We start from the raw sequence: 22,867 nt of genomic DNA, 5'->3' as shown, positions 1-22,867 counted from the left end.
AAATCGCCTTTTGGCGATAGTCGCCGCCCGCCGGGGAGGGGTCAACCCGAACTTGGCGCAAGACAGAAATATCATTCAGGGCTAATATGTTCGCGACCGCAATCGGATAAAGACAATGGACGAAAGATTGCTGTCTCAAGCCACCTGCCTCGGGCCGGTCCATCTCAAGGTGACCGATATCCCGGCGGCATTGACTGTCTGGCGCGATACCCTTGGACTCGAATTGATCGGCGAGAACGACGCCGTCGCCGAGCTCGGCGCCGGCGGTCGGACGCTGATTGTGCTCCATGCTGGAGCGCAGACGCCCCTGCCGCAGAAATCGCGCGATCTCTTCCATGTCGCCATCCATGTCACGAGCCGCCGCGATCTTGCCCATGCCGCGGCCCGCCTGAAGGCGTCGGGCTTGCGATACAGCGCCCAGGACCATCTGATTTCGGAATCGCTCTACGTCTCCGATCCGTCCGGCAACGGCATCGAGATCTGCTTCGACACGCCGCAGCGTTTCCTGCGCCGGGAAGTGTCGGCCGACGGCTGCGTCGCGCTGATCGCCACCGACGGCAGCGCGCATTCCGGGCTCGAGGCGCTGGACGTCCCGGGCCTGCTGCGCGACCTCGGCAATTCCGGCCATGTCGAACCAAGGATGGCCGCGAACGCCTTCATCGGCCATATCCATATGCGCACGCGCGCGCCGGAGCAGCTCATGGAATTCTATGTCGGCGTGCTCGGCTTCCGGCCCCACATCCAGTCCAGGACCTTCGGCATGTTCGACTGCGGCACCGGCCGCCGGCCGCATATGGTCGCCTTCAACATTTGGGCGCGCGACGAATTGCGCGAGCCGCCGCCGGATGCCGCCGGCCTCGACCATTTCACGGTCGAGCTTGCCTCGGCGGAGGAGCTTGACGCCGTGGCGCTGAGGCTCGACGCCGCCAGCGTGCCGGTGAAGAGGACCAGTGGCGCGATCGAGACCGCCGATCCGGAGGGCAATCGCTTGCGGCTCGTCGTTCGGCAAAGTTGACCGCGCGGCAGTGGACCCACGGACGAAGAGGGGAGGGGAAAGATGCCGATCAGGGTGATGGGAACCGGCTTCGGCCGCACCGGCACGGATTCGATGCGCGAGGCGCTGACGACGCTCGGCTTCGGGCCGTGTCATCACATGTCGGAGGTGATGGCGCATGACGAGCAGAAGCGGCTCTGGCGGGCGCTCGCCAGGGGCGCGGCGCCGGATTGGGATCGGCTCTTCGCCGGCTACAAGTCCTGCGTCGACTGGCCTTCCGCGTACTACTGGCGCGAACTGATCGAAGCCTATCCGCAAGCGCGCGTCATCCTCACCTGGCGCTCGCCCGAAAGCTGGTGGGAGAGTTTCGCAAAGACCATCCTACCGGCGATCAGCAACATCCAGGATCAGGAGGCGCTCGGCATTTCCCTCGTCTCAAATCAGGTCTTCGGCGGTCGCCCGCATGACCGCGCGCATGCGATCGCCGTCTACGAGGCCAATGTCGAGGCGGTGCTCGAGTCCGTGCCCGCCGAACGCCTGCTGGTCCACAAGCTTGGCGACGGCTGGGAGCCGCTCTGCGCCCATCTCGGCGTCCCGGTGCCGGCCGAGCCCTATCCCAACCGCAACACCACGAAGGAGTTCCGCACGGCGCTTTCGTTGGGAATAGGGGGTAGGCAATAGGAAATAGGAAATAGGGATGCGTGGGCGGTCTGATCTTTTCCCTGCTTCCTATTCCCTAGGGAGAATCCCACCATGCCCCACTCCGACACCACCTTCCTGACCGCCAGGCGACTGGCGGCGGCGATCCGTGAGAAGAAAGTCAGCGCAGTCGAGGCGATGGAGGCGCAGCTTGCCCGGATCGCGCTGGTCAATCCGCTCCTCAACGCCATTGTCACGCTCGACGAGGAGGCGGCCCGCGCCGGAGCGAAGGCCGCCGATCTGGCGGTCGCGCGCGGCGATGCCCTCGGTCCGCTCAATGGCGTGCCGGTCACGCTGAAGGACGGCCATGCCACCGCCGGCATGCGCACCACGGTCGGCCTGACGGCGTGGGCCGACTATGTTCCGTCTGCCGACAGCACCGTCGCGGCCAGGCTGCGCAAGGCCGGCGCCATCATCATCGGCAAGACCAACGTGCCGCCGAGGCTGCGCGACCTGCAGACCGTCAATCCGATCTTCGGCCGCACCGTCAATCCCTGGGACGTCACCCGCACGCCGGGCGGCTCCAGCGGCGGCGCCGCCGCGGCCGTCGCCGCCGGGCTGGTGCCGCTGGAGATCGGCAGCGATGCCGGCGGGTCGGTCCGAGTGCCGGCGCATCTCACCGGCATCTGCGGCTTCAAGCCGACGCAGGCGACCGTCCCGATCACCGGCAGCTACGCCGATCCGCCCGACATGCCGCGCAGCTTCCGCCTGCTGTTCGACATCGGGCCCTTGGCCCGCGACGTCGACGATCTCATCCTTGCCCACCGTATCATTGCCGGCGCCGACGGCCTCGACACCGAGGTACCGCCGGTGGCGGCCGACGAGGCGCCGGAGCCGCCGCTCGGCCGGCTCCGGGTGGCCTTCGCGCCGGAATTCCCCGGCGTGCCGACCGCGTTCGACATCGCCGAGGCAATTGCAGGCTTCGCCGGCGCCATCGAGGTCGGGGGAGCGCATGTGCGGGAGGCACTGCCGCAGCATGATTTCGTGGCGGAAAGGGCGCTGTTCTCCGATCTCATCACCTGGTACTCGCAGGCCTTCGTGGCGCCGCGCGAAGCCTCGCCCTCGCTCTCGGCCTATCTCGAGGCGCTGAACCGGCGCGACGGATTCATCCACGCCTGGGAGCGCTTCTTCGACGACTGGGACGTGCTCGTCTGCCCGGCTATGATGTGCACCGCCTTCCGCCACCGCGAGACGGGCGCGCCGATCCCCGTCGACGGCGTCGAGACGCCATACTGGAGCGCGCTGAGCCACGCCTGCCGCTTCAACTTGACCGGGCACCCGGCCGCCGTCATTCCGATCGGCCTCGACCGCGAGGGCCTGCCGATCGGCGCCCAGCTCGTCGGCCGCCGCCATTCGGACATGAAGCTGCTCGCCGCCGCCAAGGCGCTGGCGCGCCTCACCGACGGCTTCGTCAGGCCGCCGGGATTGTGAGCAGGCGGCGCATCCAGGGTCATCGCCGACCGGATACGACTGGCGGGCAGCCCGGTAAGCCCTGCGCTACCGGCGGCCTCAGCCCTTTACGTCGGCGCGCCCGATTTCTTCGACGGCACCAGCTGGATCGCGGGACGCTCGCCCGGCGGGGTGTTCCTGGCCACGACCACGCGGTCGCGTCCCTCGGCCTTGGCATCGTATTGCGCATGGTCGGCGGCATTGGTGAGTTCGGCCCAGCCTGAGCCATGCTCAGGATAGGCCGCGACGCCGAACGAGGCCGTGACCGTGCCCAGCGTACGGCCGCGATGCGCCAGATGCAGATTCTTGATCGCCTGGCGTAGCGTTTCGGCGCGCTCAGCGCCCTCCTCGAGCGAGCATCCCGGCATCACCAAGGCGAATTCCTCGCCGCCGTAGCGCGACACGACATCGCTGTCGCGCGCATGCTCGATCAGCGTCGCCGCGACCTGCTTCAGCACAAGGTCCCCGGCCTCGTGGCCGAAGGTGTCGTTGAACTGCTTGAAGTGGTCGACATCGAGCATGATGATCGTCAGAGGCTGGCCCGAGCGCTCCATGCGCCTCAGTTCCCGGCTGCTGGTTTCCTCGAGATAGCGCCGGTTGAACAGGCCTGTGTTCGGATCGCGGATCGACTGCTGCCTGAGCGTCTCGCGCAGGCGCAGATTGGCCAGCGCCAGGGCGAGAGTGTCGACGACGCCGCGCAGGATCTGCTGCCGCTCGGCCAGCCATTGCGGTTTCTCGGCCGCGTTCGGCTCGCATAGGTGCAGGATGCCGAGCGTCTCGCCCTGCGCCGCCAGCGGCATGCAGACATAGCCCTTCTTGCCGTTCTCGGTGATATGCGCGCAGCGCGGCGTCAGCATGCCTGGCCCGGCGACATGTTCCTGGCCGCGCCGCAGCGCCCAGCAATCTTCCGGCGCGAATTGGGTGATGCTCGAGCGGACATCGCCCCAATGCGCCATCTCCTCGACCAGGTTGCGCGAGGCGCTGGTCAGATGCACGCTGCCGCTTAAACCCCCGAGAAATTCGGTCATCGCCGTGCCGACCACCGAGAAGGCTTCGGGGAAGGTCACGCAGGCTTGCAGCAATTCGCCAAGCTTGACCAGCCGGGTCGTCGTCTCCGACTTCTCGTGCAGCTCGCGATTGAGGATGGCCAGTTGATCGGCACGCTCGTTGACGATGCCTTCGGCGCGGCGCAATTCACTGATGTCGTTGAGGGTCAGCACCAGGCCGCCCTCCGACCGGCTCAGCGGGCTGCAGCTGGCGATGACGGGCGTTTGCGAGCCGTCCAGCCTGGCCAGGCGCACTTCGCCCTGGTGCTGGCGTCCGGTGGCCAGAGCGATCTCGATGGGCGACGTCCCGCCGGTGAAGTCGCCGCCCTTCGCGTCGTGCAGCTTCACCGCCGCGTCCCATTGCAGCCCGACGATCTTGTCGGCGCGCCGGCCGATCATCGTCGTCGCGGCCGGGTTGGCGCTGACGATGCGGCCGTCGCCGTCGAGCACCACGATGCCCTCGGCCACCGTCTCGACGATGTCCTCGATATGCGCCCGCGCCGATGCGAGCTGGTCGGCCATCGTGTTGAAGCCTTCGGCCAGCTGCCCGAACTCGTCCCTGCGGGCATGGCCGATGCGGGTCATGGCGTCGCCCTGCGCCAAAGCCTGCATGCCGCGCATCATGTCCTTGAGGCCGGAGCCGAAACGGCTGAGCAGCATCCAGGCGAAACCCGCCGCGACCAGCATGGCGGCGGCGGTGCTGAGGCCGACCAGCCAGAGCAGGCCATTGGTGCGCTGTTCGGCGGCGTTGACCACGGGATCGTATTCCAGCAGCACGGCGCCGACGATGTTGTCCTCGCCCTGCTCGATCGGAACGGCCAGGATCGCGTTCACCTCGTTCGGATCGACGAACTTGCGCGGGAAGCCGTCTGCCAGCGTCTGGCCAACCTCGTTTCCGGGGTCGTGGTTGAACTTGTCGCCGGCCTTGTGTTCCTCGTCGGCGGCATGGGCGACGATCAGCTTGTTGCGGTCGACGACGATGAAATCCCGCCGCGCGCGCCGATGCTGCTGCTCAAGGAACTGCGTGAGCGCCTCGGGCCGATCAAGCAGCGAAGGCGTGCCGTCGGACGGCTTGAAGACGATGGTGTCGGCGAGCTCGCGCGCGACATTGGTCGCTTCGGTCAGCCCGAGGTATTTGGTCGCCGTCATCTGCGTGAATATGGCGACGCCGCCAACCAGCCCGATCAGCGCCGCGGCGCTGACCATGCTGAGGATGATCTGGCTCCTAATGCGCATGGCGATGCCGCGCCGGCCGCGGTGCTTTTCCGTTTGCGGATCGAGGCCTATCTCTCATCCATCGGTTTTTATTACCAAATGCTTATTAACGTGCTAACGGCGGCCCGGCCCGGAGGTTGTCCCGGCACGTATCGGGCGGCGCCTGGTTCACGCGAAAACGGGCATTCCGGCCGGTTTGAGTTGGATTGCGGCTTTCGCCGCTCACACATGCACATCGCCGAAGGACAGTTCGCCGTCGTCGGCGCTGATCAGGAAGGCCGCGGCGAGCATGCCGACATAGAATACCGCGACGCCGCACACCACCACGATGCCGGGGATGGGACCGAGCGTCGCCACCCGGAAGGTGTCGAGAAGCGAGGCGCCGAAGCCGATCGGCGAGCCTTCGCGCGACAGGCTGGGCGTGGTGATCTTCAAGACCCAGGCGAGCATCAGGATCGTGTACATGAAGATGTAGTTGCGGCGCAGCCGGCGGATCAGCGCCGCGCGTTGCGAGATGAGGAAGCGCGGCGAACGCAGGCCTTCGCCGAGGATCGCCAGCCAGTTGGAGGCGAAGTCCGGCTGCGGCGAGAAGATCTGCGCGAAGTAGTAGCGCTCGAACTGGCGCACCCGCGCCCGGTAGACGTCGAAGAAGCGGTAGCGGCGCGCCTCGATCCACAAGAGCAGCGTGATCAAGAGCATGGCGAAGAGCAGCACGCCGTGATGGGCGCTCGGCGTCGACAGCGACACCGAGAGCATCGCGGCAACGACCGTGATCGACCAGTTGCTGGTGCGGTCGAGCCGGTCGCGCCAGCCGGCCATGCGCGCGATCTCGGCGCGATGGAAATGCGACATGGTGGTTGCGAATTCGGAAGAGGTCAGCTTCAGCGCGGACGCGTCGGACCCTCGCGGCGCGGCGGCCGCCTCGGCTGGCTTTATGGTCTGGACCTGTGACATTCCCCTTGCCACGTGCCTCCCGCCGTGGCCGGCCGAACGAGCCGGCCACACCCCATATAGCACAATGTGCGGCCGGCAGAAATGTTTCCCGCCTTTCAGGCGGATAAGTCAGGATGCGATGGGAGGCAGCGCCCGCTTCGACGTCGCCGGAAACGGAACCACTTCGGCCTCGGGCCGGGCATACTGGGCGGTGGCGACCGCCTCGATCACGAGGTCGAGCGCGGCGAGCGCCGTGCGGCTGGTTTCATCGTCGCCGCGAAGATAGTGGCAGGCCCTGTCGAGGTGCAGGTGCGCGGCGGCAAAGTCGCTTTTCATTAGCTTCTCCTTATTGCCCGCCTTGTCTCGACCATGCGCGAGTCGCTTTACCCAACTGCAAACATCCACAGCCGCATTTGAATCGAATTGTCGGGAACCCTTCCTCGCCCCGCCGAAGATGGGGGAGGTGTCCGCGAAGCGGACGGAGAGGGGCCTTCGTAGGGCGCTCCCCCTCTCCGTCTCGGCTTGCCGAGCCACCTCTCCCCACTATCGTGGGGGCGAGGAAAAGCCGTGCAACCGATGGATATACGAAACCGTTATCGCGAAGCATAATCGAGGGGTGCAGGAATTGTCCTTTTTACTCAATCGGCGCTGGACGATTGCGCTTGGCGCCTCATCGCTCCTTTTGACGCCAGCCGTCGCCTTCGCGGCCGAAAAGAGCGGCATGTCCAGCGAAGGCATCTTCGTTCTCGAAGTCGTCCTGCTGCTCGTCGTCGGCCGCGGCATCGGCGAGTTGCTGGAGCGGCTCGGCCAGCCGGCGGTGATGGGGCAGCTGATCGGCGGCATCCTGCTCGGGCCGTCGCTGCTCGGCTGGCTGTGGCCGGCGGCCGAGCGGCTGGTCTTTGCCGGCGATGCCACGCAGAAGTCGATGATCAATGCCATCGCCCAGCTTGGCGTCCTGATGCTCCTCCTGCTCACCGGCATGGAGACGGATCTGAGGCTGGTGCGGCGCGTCGGCCGCGCCTGCTTTTCGATTTCCGCCGCCGGCGTCGCGGTGCCTTTCGTGCTCGGCTTCGTGGCGGCGCAGTTCATGCCGGCCTCGCTGCTTGCCGCAGGCAGCGAGCGCGTCGTCGCCGGCCTCTTCCTCGGCACCGCGCTCTCCATCTCCTCGGTCAAGATCGTCGCCATGGTGGTGCGCGAGATGAACTTCATGCGCCGCGACCTCGGCCAGATCATCGTCTCCTCCGCCATCATCGAGGACACGATCGGCTGGGTGATCATCGCCATCACCATCGGCATCGCCACGCGGGGCCGCATCGAGCTCGGCAACCTCGCCTTCACGATCCTGGGCGTCGCCGCCTTCATGGCTTTTTCCTTCACGCTCGGCCGCCGCATCGTCTTCGACGCCATCCGCTGGACCAACGACACCTTCCGCTCGGAATATGCGGTGGTCACCGTCATCCTCGCCATCATGGGCGCCATGGCGCTGATCACCGACCTGATCGGCGTCCACACCGTGCTCGGCGCCTTCGTCGCCGGCATACTGGTCGGCGAGTCGCCGATCCTGTCCCGCCACATCGAGGGGCAATTGCGAGGGGTGATCACGGCGCTGTTCATGCCGGTGTTCTTCGGCGTCGCCGGTCTGTCGGCCGACCTCACCGTGCTTGCCGACCCGGAGCTTATGCTGCTCACCGTGGCATTGGTGGTGATCGCCAGCATCGGCAAGTTCGGCGGCGCTTTCATTGGCGCCGAATTTTCCGGCATGAGCCGCGCCGAGGGGATCGCCGTCGGCTGCGGCATGAATGCGCGCGGCTCGACCGAGGTCATCGTCGCCTCGATCGGCCTGTCGATGGGCGTGCTCTCGCACAACCTCTTCACCATGATCCTCACCATGGCCGTCATCACCACTCTGGCCATGCCGCCGACGCTCCGCTGGGCGCTCGGCCGGTTGTCGATCGGCGAGGCGGAGAAGAAGAGGCTGGAGCGCGAGGAGGTCGACCAGCGCGGCTTCATCGCCAACCTGGAGCGGATCCTGGTGGTGGTCGACGAAGGCGTGGTTGGCCGTTTTGCCGCCTACCTTGCCGGCGTGATCGGCGCCGGCAAGCCGATGACGGCGCTGCATGCCAGCGGCGAAAGCGAAGCCGAGCCCGGCGAGGCAGCGCATCTCCACGAGATCGAGAAGGGCGCCGAGGAGGGCCGCGAAGCGGCGAGGCAAGCCGACGAGGAACCGGCGCATGAGATACCGCTCATGCGCCGCCGGCACGATGCCCCGCTCTCGGCCGAGGCGGTCGCCAGGGAAGCGCGCAAGGGCTACGGCATGCTGTTGATCGGCCTCGGCCGCGCCGTGACATCGAAAGGCAGCTTCTCGCATCGCCTGAGCGAGATCGCCGGCGCTTTCGACGGCCCGCTCTGCTTGGTGCTGAAGCCGACGGGCGCCGGCCGGCATATGCCGAGGCTCGGCCAGCAGTCGGGCCGGATCCTGGTGCCGGTCAACGGCACGTCGGTCGCCCGCCGCGGCGCCGAGCTGGCGCTTTCCATCGCCGCCGTCACCGGCGCGCCGGTCAAGATGCTCTATGTTGCGCGGGCCGCCCGCGATGAACCGCGCGACACCGTCTCGCATCGCCGCAGGGAGGCCGTGCTGAAGGACATTGTCGCGCTCGCCGACCGCTATGGCGTCGAGATCGAGACCGCCATCCGCTCGCGGGCCGCCGCCGCCGACGCCATCGCCCGCCAGGCCGGCAGGAACGTGGCGCTGATCGTCATGGGCGTGGCGCGGCGGCCGGGCGACGAGCTCATCTTCGGTGAAACGACGAGCGGCGTGCTGCAGCGCTGCCCGTGCCCCGTGGTGCTGATCTCCGACGCGCGCCTGCGCCGCGACAACGAGGGCAGGGAGGCGCTGAGGTCAGGGACAGGGTAGGGGATTGGCTAGTCTCCCCACGAGGGGGAGATCGGCAGCTCCGGCGCAGCGCTTCAAAACCCAACCGGATCGGCTATCCTCGCCGCCCGAGGAGGCGATGATGAACCTCAGCACAAAACCGCTCGACATGACCACCTGGCCGCATTTCGCCGCGCTGGTCGAGCGGCACAATGGCGTGTGGGGCGGTTGCTGGTGCATGGCCTTTCACGCCAAGGGCGCTGGCGCCGTCGGCAACCGCGCGGCGAAGGAGGCCCTGGTGCGCCAAGGCCGGGCGCATGCCGCTCTGGTGTTCGACGGTCCGGCCTGTGTCGGCTGGTGCCAGTTCGGACCGACCGGGGAATTGCCGCGCATAAAACACCGGCGCGCCTACGAGGAAGGGCTGGCGGCGCTGCCCGACTGGCGCATCACCTGCTTCTTCTCCGACAAGGCGTTTCGCGGCAAGGGCGTGGCGGCGGCAGCACTTGCCGGCGCGCTGACCGAGATCGGCCGTCTCGGCGGCGGCATGGTGGAAAGCTATCCGGAAGATGCCGAAGGCCGGAAGGTCGCCGGCGCCTTCCTGCACAACGGCACGCTGGCGATGTTCGAAGCGCAGGGTTTCAACCGCAACCGCCGGATCGGCAAGCACCGCTGGGTCGTCGACAAGAAGGTGGCGGGGCTCCTCCTTTGAACTGCCGGTTGACACCATCGCTCCACCCGCCGATTTTGCTCCCCTCCATCTCGCCTCGAAGGACACTGCAACAATGACATTGTCGGGCTTTGCCGCCTATTCCGGCGCGCTGGCGATCGCCGCCATCATCCCGGGGCCGCAGATCGTCGCCATCGTGGCGCAGGCGCTGAGCAGCGGCTACCGCCAGGCGGCCTGGATGACGGCCGGCATGGTGCTGGGCGATGTGCTCTATCTTGCCGCGGTGCTGGCCGGTCTCGCCTTCATCGCCGAGACCTTCAGCTTCCTCCTGATCGCCATAAAATGGGCCGGTGTCGTCTATCTCTGCTTCCTTGCCGTCCAGTTCTGGAAGGCGGGAGGGAGTTTCGAGGCTTCCGAAGGCGGCGCGGCGAAGAGCGGCGGCAACGCTTTCCTCTCCGGCGTGCTGGTTACGCTCGGCAACCCGAAATCGGTGCTGTTCTACATCTCCATCCTGCCGACGGTGGTCGATATCGGCGCGCTGTCCGCCCTCGACGTGCCGGCCCTGCTGGCCATCACCGCCATCATCCTCGCCGCCGTGCAGTTCCCCTTCGCCGTCGCCGGCGCCGGCACGCGCCGCACGCTGCAGTCGCCGCGCGCCACGCGCCTGTTCAACCGCGGCGCCGCCGTGTGCATGGGCGGCGCCGCGGCGACGATCGCGCTGCGCAATTGAACTCGGCAGACCGCCGCTCTGGACGGGATCAAGCGCTTTCGCGACAGCAGCATTTCGACTATAATATGAGAGATTGCTAATATAACCTTGGCGTTCTTCAAATGGCCGGCCAGGAGTTGCAGTACCGGATTGCGACCCGCGACGACATCGAGGGGATTTCGGCGCTGATGGCGCTGGCGATCGCCGAGCTGCAAAAACCCTTCCTCGACGACGCCCAGATCGAATCCAGCCGCGCCATCATGGGCCTCGACACGCAGCTCATCGATGACGGAACCTATTTTGTGGTGACTTGCGGACAAGCGCTTGCCGGCTGCGGCGGCTGGAGCCGGCGCGCCACCATGTATGGCGGCGACAAGACGCCCGGGCGCAGCGCCGCATTGCTCGACCCCGCCAGGGACGCGGCGCGCGTCAGGGCGATGTACACGCATCCCGATTTCGTGCGGCGCGGTGTTGGCCGCCTCATCCTTTCCGTCTGCGGAAACGCCGCGAGGAAGGAAGGCTTCCGCCGCGTCGAACTCGGCGCGACCATGGCCGGAGAGCCGCTCTACCGCGCCTGCGGCTACCAGCCCAGGAGGAGGATCTTCGACGATACCGGCGGCGCGCCGGTGCCGATCCTGTTGATGTGGAAGATGATCTAGGAGGGCTGCGATGGTCGCCTATCTGATTGCCGATGTCGAAATCACCGACATGGCCGTTTTTGACGAGTACAGGCGCGAGGTCCCGGCGACGGAGGCGCGCTTTGGTGGGCACTATCTTGCGCGCGGCGGCGCGACCAGGGTGTTCGAGGGCGACTGGGAACCTCACCGCCTGGTCATCATCGAATTTCCCGACATGGCTTCGCTCACCGCCTGGTACGACTCGCCGGAATATGCGCGGTTGAAGGAAATCCGCTTCCGCAGCGCTCGCACGCGCATCATAGCCCTCGAGGGTGTGCCGCCGGCCTGACGGTTCAGCGCCGCCGGCTGCCGCTCACTTGCCTTCGAAAAAGCTGTGGATCGCTGTGTCCAGCTTCCCGATGAGCTCGGCGTTGCGCGTGCTGCCGGCCCAGATCAGCGCATTGAGCCGCATGTCCTTGTTGAGGAAGTTCACCTTCCGGGTGCCCAGCAGATATTGCGCGACCTCGAAGTGGCGTCCCTTGATGGCCTCGATGAGCGCGCTGTTGCGCCCCGTCTTGTCGGCCGCATTGACGTCGGCGCCGTGCTCGACCAGCAGCTTGACGATGTCCAGATGCCCGTTCCTTGCGGCTTCGATCAGTGGCGTCCTGCCGTAATAGTCGGCGCGGGCATCGATATCGATCTGCGGATGCTTCACCAGCGCCTGGATACAGGCGAGATGACCCTTGGCCGCGGCCAGGCTCAAGGGCGTGCTCTTCCATCTGTTTCGCGAGTTCACGTCGATCGCCGGGTGGCCGATCAGGGCTTCGAGCGCGGCGATGTGGCCATTGTGGGCGGCAAGGTGCAACGCCGTCCAGCCGCCTTCGTCGGTCTGGTTGACGTCCGCGCCCGCCGCCAGTTCCGAGCCAAGCGCCTCGGCATCGCCACTCTCCGCCGCGATCAGCAGGCGGGCCCAATTCCTGGTTTCTGCGGATTCCAAGCTTGCGGCCACTGCAGTATCCCCTGCGCCGGATCGCGCCTGCCTCGCCGGCATTTCAGATGCAGCGTCTTCGCAGAGAGAGTTTCACACTCGCCGTCGCCGGGCAAATGGATTTCTCGCCGAAGCGAGCCGGCGGCTCCGTGAAGATCGGAACTGCCGGATGCCGTTGCGAGGCCTACGCCATCTGCAGCCGCTGCCGGCTGGGCTGCGGCGGGAAGGCGATGGCGATGCCGGCCGCACCGAGCCCCACCAGCGCCGAGCCGATGAACAGCCAGGAATAGCTCGCATAGGCGTCGTAGATCATGCCGCCGGCCAGCGGGCCGAACGACATGCCGAGGCTGGAGAGCATGGTGGCGGCGCCGAGCACGGTGCCGATGATGAGTCCGCCGAAATATTCGCGCGCCAAGACCGCGTAGAGCGGCATCACGCCGCCATAGGTGGCGCCGAAGATGACGGCCAGGATGTAGAAATGTTCCAGGCGGCCAGCGCCGAGATAGGCGGCGATCACCAGGCCCTGGATGGCGAGCCCGGTGACCAGCACCGGCTTGACGCCCAGCCTGTCGGCAAGCACGCCGTAGAGCAGGCGCCCGCCGAGGCCCGCCAGGCCCTCGACGCTGTAGATCGAGACGGCCGCCATCGGCGCCACGCCGCACGCCATCGCGTAGCTCACCATGTGGAAGATCGGGCCGGAATGCGCCGCGCAGCAGGCAAAGAAGGTGAGGCCGAGGATCAGGAATTGCGGCGAGCGCAGCGCCTGGCCGACGCTCATGCCGGGGTCGTCGGCGGCGGACTGCGGCGCGCCGTCAGCCGAGGCGAGGGCGACGGGCGGCTGGCGTACGAGCAGGACAGCGGGGAGCAGCAGCACCCAGGCCATGACGCCGATGTCGAACATGGCGGTGCGCCAGTCATAGGCCGAGATCAGCCAGCGCGCGAAGGGTGAGATCGTCATTGGCGCCACGCCCATGCCGGCAGAGACCAGCGACACTGCGAGGCTGCGGTTGGTGTCGAACCAGGCGGTGGTGAGCGCGATCATCGGCGCGAAGAAGGCGCTGGCCGCCAGCCCCACGATTACGCCGTAGCTGAGCTGGAAGATCAGCAGGGAATTGGCGCGGCTCGCCACCACCAATGCCAGCCCGAGCAGCACCGCGCCGGCAAGCACGACCGGCCGCGCCCCGACGCGGTCATAGATCGTGCCCCAGGCGAAGCCGCCGAGCCCCATCACCAGGAAGTTCAAGGTCATGGCGCTGGAAATGCCGGCGCGCGACCAGTTGGTGTCGAGCGACATCGGCTCGAGGAAGATCGCCAGCGAGAACATCGCGCCGAGCGCCACACAGGTCATCAGCGCGCCAGCCGCGACAATGACCCAACGATAGGAATGGTTCATGGTTTTCTCCATGCCGTAGGGCATCCTGTTTGATGCGGCACGGGTTTTCCAGGCTCATCGTGCCGCTTGCGTCCGAAGGACGCCGCAGTCGACATCGATCCTACAATCTGGTTGCATTTTTTATCCGGATTTTTGGAGGTGGAATACTGGGCTGTCGCCTGCAAGGCTGAGTTCCTTCGCGCCCCCCTCTGTCCTGCCGTCTCAGTGTCAGCAGACCGCCATGCCCCGCATTGACCGCACGCCAGCCACCTCTAGATTGACCCCCTCAACCAGGAGGCGCTACCCATGGAACTTTATCGCGGCCGGCTTATCGACCACATCCAGCTTGTGGTGCGCGACCTGAAAGCCAGCCGGCGCTTCTACGGCGCGGCGTTGGAGGTGCTGGGCATTCCGGTCGGCGGCGAGGCCGACGATTACTTTTGGGCCGACGAGCTGTTCGTCTCCAGCGCCGACAGCCGGGCGGCGCAAGGCGTGCTCACCGGCCGCCACCATCTCGCTTTCCAGGCCAAGGACCGCGCCATGGTCGACGCCTTCTACCAGGCGGGGCTTGCCGCCGGCGGCAGGGACAACGGCGCACCGGGCGCGCGCCCCTACCACCCCGGCTATTATGCCGCCTTTCTGCTCGACCCCGACGGCAACAACATCGAGGCGGTGTTCCATGGCGAGGCCAGGCGGAGCGCCGCAGCCGTGGAGATCAGCTTCTAGGGAGCGTCCGGGCCGGTACAGCCGGCGGTGTCCCAGCCGGCAAGCTCGAGCCCGCGCCGGACCCGTTCGCGGTCCTGCGCGCGTTCCAGGCGCGTCTCCCCGACGATCTGCGCGACGGTTAGGTCGGGCTTCAGCGCGCGACCCTCCCTGGCGCAGGCCAGCGCCTTTTCGGCGTCGCCGGCGAGCGCATGGCAGACAGCCAGCCGCGCCCATTGCCAGGCGCCCTTGCGCGGCAGGCACGAGAAGGAGGCCGCCGCTTCCCGATACCGGTCGAGCGTCAGCAGGGTTTCGCCGCGGTCGTAATAATACCAGTTCGGATGCATGGGGTTGAGCTGGATGGCCTTGTCGAGCAGGGCGAGCCCGGCCTCACCGTCGCCGCGTAAGGCGCGGAAATAGCCGGTTTGGGCAAGCGTGTCGGCGTCATAAGGGTTGAGATCGAGCGCGCGGGCGAAATGCTTTTCGGCGGCATCGTATTCCTCATGGCCCCGATAGAGCAGGGTCAATGCCAGGTTACGGTGGCATCGTGCCTCGTCGGGGCTGAGCGCGATCGCATGCAGCGCCCGGTCGCGCGCCTGGTCGAGCACGGCGCGCGGCGCATCGGCGTAGCCGCCGATGATCACCTCGGCGAGCGCAAGATAGGCGTGCGCCAGCCCGTAGCCCGGATCTCGCTCGATCGCCTTCAGGAAATGCGCGCGCGCCTCCTGGTTCACTCCCTCGCCATAGCTGCGCAGCAGCTCCTTCCCGCGCAGGAAATGCAGATAGGCCTCGACATTGGCCGTTGGCGCCGGCTGACCGCGCCGCATCACCGCGCTTTCGATGTTGGCGACCAGGGTCGTCACGATCCGCTGCGCGACCATCGTCTGGAATGAAAAAATCTCGCCTTTGGCGAAAGTGAAGGTCTGGGCCCAGACGCGCTGGCCGGACGCCGTCTCGGTAAGCGCCACGCGCGCGCTGTATTCCGCTCCGGCCGTCTCGACACTGCCTTCGGCGACGTAGTCAGCTCCGAGGCGCTCGGCGGTCGCGCGGATGTCCTGGCGCGAATGCTCGGCAAGAGCGAAGGCCGAATGACGTGCCAGCACGGCGATGGTCTTGAAGTGGGAGAGCGCGTTGATGATCTCCTCGACCGCGCCGTCGAACAGCGCCCTGGCGGCGTCGTCGGCCGGGTCGACATGGAAGGGCAGGACGGCCACCATCGGCTCCGCCCGAGCGGCAGCCATGGCGCCGGAGGGCGGTGGCGCGGCCTCGATCTCTGGCGACTGGAACAGGTAGCCTCGGCGCGGCACGGTGCGGATCAGCGCCTGGGCCTCGTCGCCGATCGATTTGCGCGCGTCGTGGATCGATTGGGTGAGCGAGTCTTCCGAGACGATGATTCCCGGCCAGACCGCTTGCAGCAATTCATCCTTGCTCAGCACCCGGCCGGGATTGCGTGTCAGATAGGCCAGCAGCTCCAGGGTTTTCGGCCGGACCGGCACGATCTCGCCGTCACGCCGGAGCGTACCCCGGTCGAGATCGAGCACCGCGCCGCCGATCCGTAGCGCCAAGCCCTTGTCCCATCGACGCGCCTGATTGCGCGAGGATCATCGGACCCGCATCTGCCGGCAAGGTCAAGCTGGAAACAAGTGCAAGCCCGAAAAGAGGCCGCGCAGGCGAGACCTTGGCCTGGGCGGCTCGGTGTCCGCGGCCTTCTCGCTGGACGCCAGCCCCTCGAGGTAGCTCAGCATCTCGTTGCTCTCGCCACAACATGGACCGCCAAATCCGGTCGAAAGGAAACGAAGCATTTCCTCTCGTGCCAGCTGCGCGGGCGCAAACTGCGCGTCAGCCCTCACAAGCATGATTGCCCTCCTTGGTTTGGCGGGGGCAGCAGCGCCCCGACCGCTCGTCGGTTGTCGGAAGCATCTCTCCGAGCGGCGCCTCTCGTCCTGAACGGACGCTGATTTTTTGCTGAATTGTCCTGGCTACCGCCGCCAGAACGGCTTGGCGAGTTCCTCCCGCACGTCGTCCATGGTCAGACCGATATCGCCGATCAGATATGGCGTGTCGCGCGCCTTGGCCGCCAGCTCCTCGCGGAAGCAGGCGCGCTCGCGCCACACGGCGAAAAGCCCGAACAGGCCGGGCCGGCGCGGAAAGAGGCTTTCTCCGGCCGCCAGTTCGCGGACATCGAGCCGCACGGCGCCGTAAAAATCGGAAATCGTGTTCAATGTCGGTTTCATCATCGGCTCCTCGGAATGAATGGCCCTCATCGAGGGTATGCGAGGAGCCTGAACCGCAGGGCTCTGCAGCGCCATCGGCCGCATGCAGTGTTTTGGGTCCTGCATTTGTAGTATTTTGTGGTGGCGGGCGTTGGTCCCGTTCGCGCGCAGGCGGATCGGAATGAACCACAACGCGACAGCCGCTTCGGCACTGATTTCGCCGGGCCAGCCCCTCCCGGCCTTGTCCGAGCGCGAGCGCGCGGTGGCGGAGAGGTTCGCGGCTGGCCTGACTTACCGCGAGATCGGCGAGGCGCTGTTCATCGCGCCGTCGACGGTGCGTACCCATCTCGCCGCGATCTACGAAAAGCTCGGCGTGCGCAGCAAGGTCGCGCTGGCCATGCATATCAACGCCATCGGCAGCGCGCCGGCCGGGCCGTCGGCCGGTCCGGACGCTTCGCCGCTGCTTGCGATATTTCCCATCGAATGCCTGAGCGCCGACGAGCACTGGCGCCGCTTTGCCGACGGCCTGTCGTCGGACATTACCGTCGACCTTGCGCGCTACGCGGACCTGCCGGTCGTCGCCTTCCACACCATGAAGGCACTGGGCAGCAAGCCGGCCGATTTCGCCGCCGACGGCAAGGCCTTGGGCGCCGCCTATGTTCTGTCCGGCCAGCTGCGCGCCGACGCCCGGCGGGTGCGGCTGACGATGGAATTGGCCGATGCGCGGACCGGCGTCAGCCTGTGGAGCGAACGCTTCGACCGACCCGTGGAGGACGTCTTCGCGCTGCAGGACAGCCTGACCGAAAGCGTCATCAACGCGCTCGCCGGCTGTTTCGGGGCGATCGCCACGGTCGGCCGCAATGCGATCCGCCGCAAGCCGCCGGCCAGCCTGCGCGCCTACGACTGCTATCTGCTCGGTGTCGAGCAGCACAACACGTTCAGCCGCAGCGGCAACAGGGAAGCCATCAGGCTGTTTTCACGCGCGCTCGAGCTCGACCCGACCTTGGTCAGGGCCTGGACCGAACTCGCCTACGCCTATTCGATCGAGGCGTGCAACGGTTTTGGCGAGAATCTCAACGCCTCGATTGGGAAATGGCGCTGGGCGGTCGAAAACGCGCTGCGGCTCGACCCGACTGACAGCGCCGCACACACCTGCTACGGCGATCTCATGGGTTGCCTCGGCGATCTGGAGGCGGCCGAAAGCGCCCACCGGCGCGCCTTCGAATTCGGCGCCAACCATGCCGACACGCTGGTGCTGCTCGCCGGCAGCAAGGCGCTGGTTGCCGGCGATCCGGCGGAAGCCCTCCCGCTCATCGAGCGCGCCATGCGCCTCAACCCGCTTGCTCCGCCCTGGTATTTCGGCATGCAGGGCCGCGTCCTGTTCACGGCCGGCAGGTACCGCGAAGCCATTGCCGCGCTGCGGCGGAGCACGCCGGATTCTCCGCACGTATTGATTTTTCTGATGCTCGCCCATGCCACTCTGGGCGAGGGGCCCGAGGCAGCTGCCATCGCGGCCAGGCTGCGAGCCGAATTTCCCGGCTTCTCGGTGGAGGGTTTCATATCGGGCTATCCCGTCACCAATCAGGGTGCCGTGCGCGCCATCCGCGAGGCGGCAAAGCTCGTGCCGCCTGGCTAGTTCCGGTCAACAGGCATGATCCCGTGCCGGTGCCGACGCGAGGCGACGCTATTCCTTTACCGCGCCGGTCATCGAGGACACATAGTGCTCGACGAAGAAGGAATAGAGCACCACCACCGGCAGCGAGCCGATCAGCGCGCCTGCCATCAGCGCTCCCCATTCATAGACGTCGGAGCGGACGAGCTCGGTGAGCACGCCGACCGGCACCGTCTTCTTCTCGGATGACTGGATGAAGGTCAGCGCATAGATGAATTCGTTCCAGGAGAGCGTGAAGGCGAAGATGCCGGCCGAGATCAGGCCAGGCACCGACAGCGGCAGCACGATCTTGGTGAGGATCTGCCAGCGGGTTGCGCCGTCAATGAGCGCGCATTCCTCCAGCTCGAACGGGATCGAGCGGAAATAGCCCATCAAGAGCCAGGTGCAGAACGGGATCAGGAAGGTCGGGTAGGTGAGGATCAGCGCGAACGGGGTGTCGTAGAGGCCGAGGTTGAACACCATGACCGACAGCGGGATGAACAGGATCGAGGGCGGCACCAGATAGGCGAGGAAGATGCCAAGGCCGACCTGGCGCGCGCCCGAGAACCGCAGCCTTTCGATCGCGTAGGCGGCAAGCACCGCGGCCGCCAGCGACAGGAAGGTGGCGGCGGTCGAGATGATCACCGTGTTGAGCAGCCAGCCGGGATAGGAGGTCTCGAGGAGCAGGTAGCGTATGTGCTCCAGCGTCGGATGCACCACCCAGAACGGGTTGTAGTTCACATAGTCGGTCATCTCGACATTGGGTTTAACCGCCGTGATCGTCATCCAGTAGAACGGAAACAACAGCACGATCATAAACACCAGCAGCGGCAGATAGACCGTCACCACCCGGCGCGGCAGGCTTTGCAGGTAGCCCATGCCGCCTTCGTCGGTATCCATGCGCTCGACTTCCTTGATCGCGGCCATGTCAGTCTCCGCCGCCTTGCTGCCACCTGCGCCGTTGCAGGCCGAAATAGCTGAACAGGATCGCCGCCAGCAGGAAGGGGATCATGGCGACGGCGATTGCCGCGCCTTCGCCGAGCTGGCCCCCTGAGATGCCGCGCTGGAACGACAATGTCGCCATCAGATGGGTGGCGTTCACCGGCCCGCCGCGGGTCAGCACGTAGATGAGCTGGAAGTCGGTGAAGGTAAACAGCACCGAAAACGTCATGGTGATGGCGATGATCGGCGTCAACAGCGGCAGCGTCACATGGCGGAACAGTTGCCAGCGGCTGGCGCCGTCGAGCGTGGCAGCTTCATAGAGCGATTGCGGGATCGTCTGCAGACCGGCGAGCAGCGTGATGGCGACGAATGGAATGCCGCGCCAGACATTGGCAGCGATGACCGAGGCGCGCGCATTGGTCGGGTCGCCGAGGAAATTGATCCGGTGGTCGATCAATCCCATCTGCTGCAGCGCCCAGGACAGGATCGAAAACTGCGAATCGTAAATCCACCAGAAGGCGATGGCCGACAGCACCGTCGGCACCACCCAGGGCAGCAGGACGATCGCGCGGAAGAAGGATTTGAACGGCAATTTCTCGTTGAGGATGAGCGCCAGCCAGAGGCCGAGCACGAACTTCAGGATCGAAGCGCTTATCGTGTAAAGCAAGGTGTTGAAGACGGAGAGCCAGAAGACGCCGTCGCTCCACAGATATTGATAGTTCTCGATGCCTATGAAGATGCCTGGCCGGCCGATGCGGGTGTCGGTGAAGCCGAGCCAAATGCCGAGCCCCAGCGGATAGGTGAGAAAGACCAGGAGCAACGCCGCCGCCGGCAGCATGAAGCCGAGGCCCAGGGTGTTGCGGCTCTCGGCCAGCCGCGAAAGCATCGACGGACGTTGCTGAATGGCAACGGATGGCACGGCCATGGCGCGGGCTCCCTGTGCGAGGTCTGGTGGAACGGCCGGGGCGGCAGCCCTTCTTCCGCACGCCTCCGAAAGACGTGCCACCCCGGCTGAGGTCGAACAGGATCAGACGCGATAGTAGCGGTTGGCGCGCTTCTCGGCCTCTTCCATTGCCTCCTGCGGCGTGGCCTGGCCCGTCACCGCCTTGGCGAACATGTCGACCAGCACATAGTCGGCCATAGTCGCGGCCGAGGCATAGCCGAGCGGCCCGGCATAGCCGTTGGGACGCAGCGTCGCCGAGGCTTTCGCGTAAGCCGCGTTGTTCGGATCGGCCTTCCATACCGGGTTGCTGTCGAAGGCCTTCAGCGTCTGGCAGCAATAGCCGGCCGACGACGTGATCCAGTCCGACATCTGCGGGTCCTCGAACATGAACTGCAGATAGGCTTTGGCCGCGTTGGGGTAGGGCGTGTAGTTGAAGATGACGGCCGTCGTCACCTGGAACAGCTCGACCGATTTCCCGACCGGGCCGATCGGCAGGTTGGTCGTGCGCATGTCCTTGGCGATTTCGGTCAGTTTCGGATCCTTGTCCTTGTTGACCTTGGCCGTGTTGTAGACGGAAATGCCGTTGGCGATGACGCTCACTTCGCCGGCCAGGAAGGCACGGTTGTTGTTCACGTCGAGCCAGCTTTCAGTTCCGGGAATGAAGGTCTTGTAGAGCTGCTGCGCGTATTCGATCGCCTTCAGCGTCTCGGGGCTGTTGATGGTGACCTTGCCCTTCTCGTCGACCATCTGGCCGCCATGGCTCCAGAGCAGCCAATGAGCATAGTTGTTGCCATCGCCGACGCCATGGCCATGCGTGAAACCGGCCGGATGTCCCTTCGCCTGCAATGCCTTGCAAAGCTCGAGGAAGCCGGCCGTGTCCTTCGGAAATTCCGAGAAACCGGCTTCCTTCACCCAGCTTTCGCGATAGACGATGGCATTGCCGATGGTGGCCAACGGCAGGCCGAGGAACTTGCCCTCGCGCGTCGCATACTGTTTCGGGCCGTCGTGCCAGCCGCCATACTTCTTGCCGAGATGGTCGCCGAGTTCGGTCACGTCGAGCAGCTTGTCGGGATACTGATGCGGATCGTCGAACCAGACGAGCATCAGGTCCGGGCCGGAACCGACATTGGCGGCGACCGCCGCCTTGGGCCGGATGTCTTCCCAGCTTTCCTTGTCGACACGAACCTCCACGCCGGTCGCCTCGGTGAACCGCTTCGTGTTCTTCAGCCACTGGTCCTCGTCGCCCTGCACGAAAGGCGACCAGCGCAGCAGCCTGAGCTTCGCACCGTCCTCGGGCTTGTAGGTCAGGGTGTCCTGGGCAAAGGCGGTCGAGCCGACGAAGCGGCTGCCCAAGGCTCCGGCGGCCGCGCCGGCGGTCGTGCGGATCACGTCGCGTCTGGTGAACTTCATGCTCGTCTCCTCCTGTGTGTTTCCTCGCTGGGTGGCTTATCGCGCCGCTTCGATCCGCTGGCCGGTCTTGCCGTGGAACAGATGGATGGGCCCGGGCTCGACCGATAGTCGGATGGTGTCTCCCGGCGCGAAGGAATGGCGCTCCCGGAAATTGGCGACGATATCCTCGCCGCCGGCGGTCCGGCCGATGATCTGCACTTCCGAGCCCGTCGGCTCGATCACCACCACGGTGACCGGGATGCCATCGTCGGCCAGCCGCAGATGCTCGGGCCGAACGCCCAGGACGATGGCTTCGCCGCTGCTGATAGAGGCTGGTTTCGGCAAGGGCACTGAAACGCCTCCCGCGCCCCGGAAGGACGGCGCGCCATCGTTGGCGAATGTGCCCTTGAGCAGGTTCATGGCGGGCGAGCCGATGAAGCTCGCGACGAAGAGGTTATTCGGCCGGTCGTAGAGCTCCAGCGGCGGTCCGATTTGCTCGACGATGCCGTCATGCATGACCACGATCTTGTCGGCCATGGTCATGGCCTCGATCTGGTCGTGGGTGACGTAGATGGTCGTCGTCTTCAGCCGCTGGTGCAGTTCCTTGATCTCGGCGCGCATCTGCACGCGCAGCTTGGCGTCGAGATTGCTGAGCGGCTCGTCGAAGAGGAACACCTGCGGGTTGCGCACGATGGCGCGGCCCATGGCGACGCGCTGCCGCTGGCCGCCCGAAAGCTGGCGCGGATAGCGCGACAAAAGCGGCACCAGCCCGAGGATTTCGGCCGCCCGCTTCACGCCCGTATCGCTTTCCGCCTTCGGGACGCCCTTGAGCATGAGCGAGAACGCCATGTTCTCGGCAACGGTCATGTGCGGATAGAGCGCGTAGTTCTGGAAGACCATGGCCACGTCGCGCTCCTTCGGCGCAACGTCGTTGACGATGCGGCTGCCGATCGAGATATGGCCGCGCGAGATTTTTTCCAGCCCTGCGATCATCCTGAGAAGCGTCGATTTTCCGCAGCCCGAGGGTCCGACCAGCGTGACGAACTCGCCGTCGTCTATGTCGACGCTGACGCCATGCAGGATCTGCGTAGCCCCGAACGATTTGTAGACATCGCCAATCGCGACAGACGCCATCGCATTCCTCCCGATGGTCCCTGCGAAGTCTCGCGGGGAGCCGTTTGTATCAGGTGTGGCTGAAACGGATGCCGACAAGCATCCACCACTGGAGTCGGCGACGTCTGCCCCAGCTCCCCCCGGGTCACGCGACTGTGAAACGGTAGCGCTACCAAATCCGCCTGTAAAGCGGCGGCGCGCACGCTTATACTTTTGTCGCTGGGGAAAAATGAGCGATGCCGGCTGCGAGGCCAAGTCAAGCCGCGCCGCGCCGCCGACAATTCGTAGAATGACGGTAAATATACATTAGTAATTACTAATACATAAGCCTCGACCTGGCCGAGAGAATCTGA

General features: G+C 66.0%; 21 protein-coding genes. 10 read left to right on the top strand and 11 right to left on the bottom strand.

What is annotated here, in order from left to right; all coding sequences use genetic code 11:
- Window positions 1–115 precede the first annotated feature (115 nt).
- The 3 genes from EN853_RS18930 (at window position 116) to EN853_RS18920 (ending at window position 3,124) form a co-directional block, all read left to right on the top strand.
- Window positions 116–1,015: a VOC family protein gene (locus EN853_RS18930; RefSeq protein ID WP_127859703.1), complete on the top strand. Its 900-nt coding sequence runs from the start codon at window positions 116–118 to the stop codon at window positions 1,013–1,015.
- Between the two features lie 42 nt (window positions 1,016–1,057).
- A complete protein-coding gene (locus EN853_RS18925; RefSeq protein WP_127859702.1) occupies window positions 1,058–1,675 on the top strand; it encodes a sulfotransferase family protein in 618 nt (205 codons plus the stop codon).
- Between the two features lie 72 nt (window positions 1,676–1,747).
- A complete protein-coding gene (locus EN853_RS18920) occupies window positions 1,748–3,124 on the top strand; it encodes an amidase family protein (RefSeq protein WP_127859701.1) in 1,377 nt (458 codons plus the stop codon).
- 86 nt (window positions 3,125–3,210) lie between these two features.
- Here the strand turns inward: EN853_RS18920 and EN853_RS18915 are convergent, their stop codons facing one another.
- The 3 genes from EN853_RS18915 to EN853_RS18905 all read right to left on the bottom strand — a co-directional run bounded on the left by EN853_RS18915 (window position 3,211) and on the right by EN853_RS18905 (window position 6,672).
- Window positions 3,211–5,424 carry a diguanylate cyclase gene (locus tag EN853_RS18915; RefSeq protein ID WP_127859700.1) on the bottom strand — a complete coding sequence of 738 codons (2,214 nt, stop codon included), beginning with the start codon at window positions 5,422–5,424 and terminating at the stop codon, window positions 3,211–3,213.
- A 201-nt stretch (window positions 5,425–5,625) separates the two neighbouring features.
- A complete protein-coding gene (locus EN853_RS18910) occupies window positions 5,626–6,357 on the bottom strand; it encodes a DUF2270 domain-containing protein (RefSeq protein ID WP_127859699.1) in 732 nt (243 codons plus the stop codon).
- 108 nt (window positions 6,358–6,465) lie between these two features.
- Entirely contained in the window at window positions 6,466–6,672 is a 207-nt protein-coding gene (locus EN853_RS18905; protein WP_127859698.1) for a hypothetical protein, read from the bottom strand.
- Window positions 6,673–6,961: 289 nt separating this feature from the next.
- Between EN853_RS18905 and EN853_RS18900 the strand changes: the two genes are divergently transcribed.
- The 5 genes from EN853_RS18900 to EN853_RS18880 all read left to right on the top strand — a co-directional run bounded on the left by EN853_RS18900 (window position 6,962) and on the right by EN853_RS18880 (window position 11,550).
- Window positions 6,962–9,250: a cation:proton antiporter gene (locus tag EN853_RS18900; RefSeq protein WP_245517103.1), complete on the top strand. Its 2,289-nt coding sequence runs from the start codon at window positions 6,962–6,964 to the stop codon at window positions 9,248–9,250.
- Window positions 9,251–9,350: 100 nt separating this feature from the next.
- Entirely contained in the window at window positions 9,351–9,917 is a 567-nt protein-coding gene (locus EN853_RS18895; RefSeq protein WP_210235042.1) for a hypothetical protein, read from the top strand.
- 73 nt (window positions 9,918–9,990) lie between these two features.
- Window positions 9,991–10,605: a LysE family translocator gene (locus EN853_RS18890; RefSeq protein WP_127859695.1), complete on the top strand. Its 615-nt coding sequence runs from the start codon at window positions 9,991–9,993 to the stop codon at window positions 10,603–10,605.
- 101 nt (window positions 10,606–10,706) lie between these two features.
- Window positions 10,707–11,243, top strand: a complete 537-nt coding sequence (locus EN853_RS18885; RefSeq protein WP_127859694.1) for a GNAT family N-acetyltransferase — start codon at window positions 10,707–10,709, stop codon at window positions 11,241–11,243.
- A 10-nt stretch (window positions 11,244–11,253) separates the two neighbouring features.
- Entirely contained in the window at window positions 11,254–11,550 is a 297-nt protein-coding gene (locus tag EN853_RS18880; RefSeq protein ID WP_127859693.1) for a DUF1330 domain-containing protein, read from the top strand.
- 24 nt (window positions 11,551–11,574) lie between these two features.
- On the opposite strand, the gene EN853_RS18875 is transcribed toward EN853_RS18880, so the two are convergent.
- Both EN853_RS18875 and EN853_RS18870 read right to left on the bottom strand, forming a co-directional pair.
- The gene (locus tag EN853_RS18875; RefSeq protein WP_127859692.1) at window positions 11,575–12,210 is read right to left on the bottom strand and encodes an ankyrin repeat domain-containing protein; all 636 of its coding nucleotides are present in this window, start codon (window positions 12,208–12,210) and stop codon (window positions 11,575–11,577) included.
- Between the two features lie 163 nt (window positions 12,211–12,373).
- The gene (locus EN853_RS18870; protein WP_127859691.1) at window positions 12,374–13,582 is read right to left on the bottom strand and encodes an MFS transporter; all 1,209 of its coding nucleotides are present in this window, start codon (window positions 13,580–13,582) and stop codon (window positions 12,374–12,376) included.
- Between the two features lie 285 nt (window positions 13,583–13,867).
- Between EN853_RS18870 and EN853_RS18865 the strand changes: the two genes are divergently transcribed.
- Window positions 13,868–14,287 carry a VOC family protein gene (locus tag EN853_RS18865; protein ID WP_127859690.1) on the top strand — a complete coding sequence of 140 codons (420 nt, stop codon included), beginning with the start codon at window positions 13,868–13,870 and terminating at the stop codon, window positions 14,285–14,287.
- Here EN853_RS18865 and EN853_RS18860 read toward each other — a convergent pair.
- Complete coding sequence (locus EN853_RS18860) at window positions 14,284–15,828, bottom strand: winged helix-turn-helix domain-containing protein (RefSeq protein WP_127859689.1); 1,545 nt, start codon at window positions 15,826–15,828, stop codon at window positions 14,284–14,286. The genes EN853_RS18865 and EN853_RS18860 overlap by 4 nt on opposite strands.
- 414 nt (window positions 15,829–16,242) lie before the next feature.
- A complete protein-coding gene (locus EN853_RS18855; RefSeq protein ID WP_127859688.1) occupies window positions 16,243–16,497 on the bottom strand; it encodes a hypothetical protein in 255 nt (84 codons plus the stop codon).
- A 160-nt stretch (window positions 16,498–16,657) separates the two neighbouring features.
- Between EN853_RS18855 and EN853_RS18850 the strand changes: the two genes are divergently transcribed.
- Window positions 16,658–18,112, top strand: a complete 1,455-nt coding sequence (locus EN853_RS18850) for a LuxR C-terminal-related transcriptional regulator (RefSeq protein ID WP_127859687.1) — start codon at window positions 16,658–16,660, stop codon at window positions 18,110–18,112.
- A gap of 48 nt (window positions 18,113–18,160) precedes the next feature.
- Here the strand turns inward: EN853_RS18850 and EN853_RS18845 are convergent, their stop codons facing one another.
- From EN853_RS18845 to ugpC, 4 genes are all read right to left on the bottom strand, one after another.
- On the bottom strand, window positions 18,161–19,054 hold the full coding sequence (locus tag EN853_RS18845) for a carbohydrate ABC transporter permease (RefSeq protein ID WP_127859686.1): 894 nt from the start codon (window positions 19,052–19,054) through the stop codon (window positions 18,161–18,163).
- 1 nt (window position 19,055) lies between these two features.
- Window positions 19,056–19,994 carry a sugar ABC transporter permease gene (locus tag EN853_RS18840; RefSeq protein WP_127859685.1) on the bottom strand — a complete coding sequence of 313 codons (939 nt, stop codon included), beginning with the start codon at window positions 19,992–19,994 and terminating at the stop codon, window positions 19,056–19,058.
- Between the two features lie 102 nt (window positions 19,995–20,096).
- Complete coding sequence (locus EN853_RS18835; RefSeq protein WP_127859684.1) at window positions 20,097–21,422, bottom strand: ABC transporter substrate-binding protein; 1,326 nt, start codon at window positions 21,420–21,422, stop codon at window positions 20,097–20,099.
- 36 nt (window positions 21,423–21,458) lie between these two features.
- A complete protein-coding gene (gene ugpC, locus EN853_RS18830) occupies window positions 21,459–22,535 on the bottom strand; it encodes a sn-glycerol-3-phosphate ABC transporter ATP-binding protein UgpC (protein WP_127859683.1) in 1,077 nt (358 codons plus the stop codon).
- Window positions 22,536–22,867: the final 332 nt, after the last annotated feature.

The organism is Mesorhizobium sp. M1C.F.Ca.ET.210.01.1.1, from assembly GCF_004791585.1.
Classification (GTDB): domain Bacteria; phylum Pseudomonadota; class Alphaproteobacteria; order Rhizobiales; family Rhizobiaceae; genus Mesorhizobium.
This window is presented reverse-complemented; position numbering and strand designations above follow the sequence as displayed.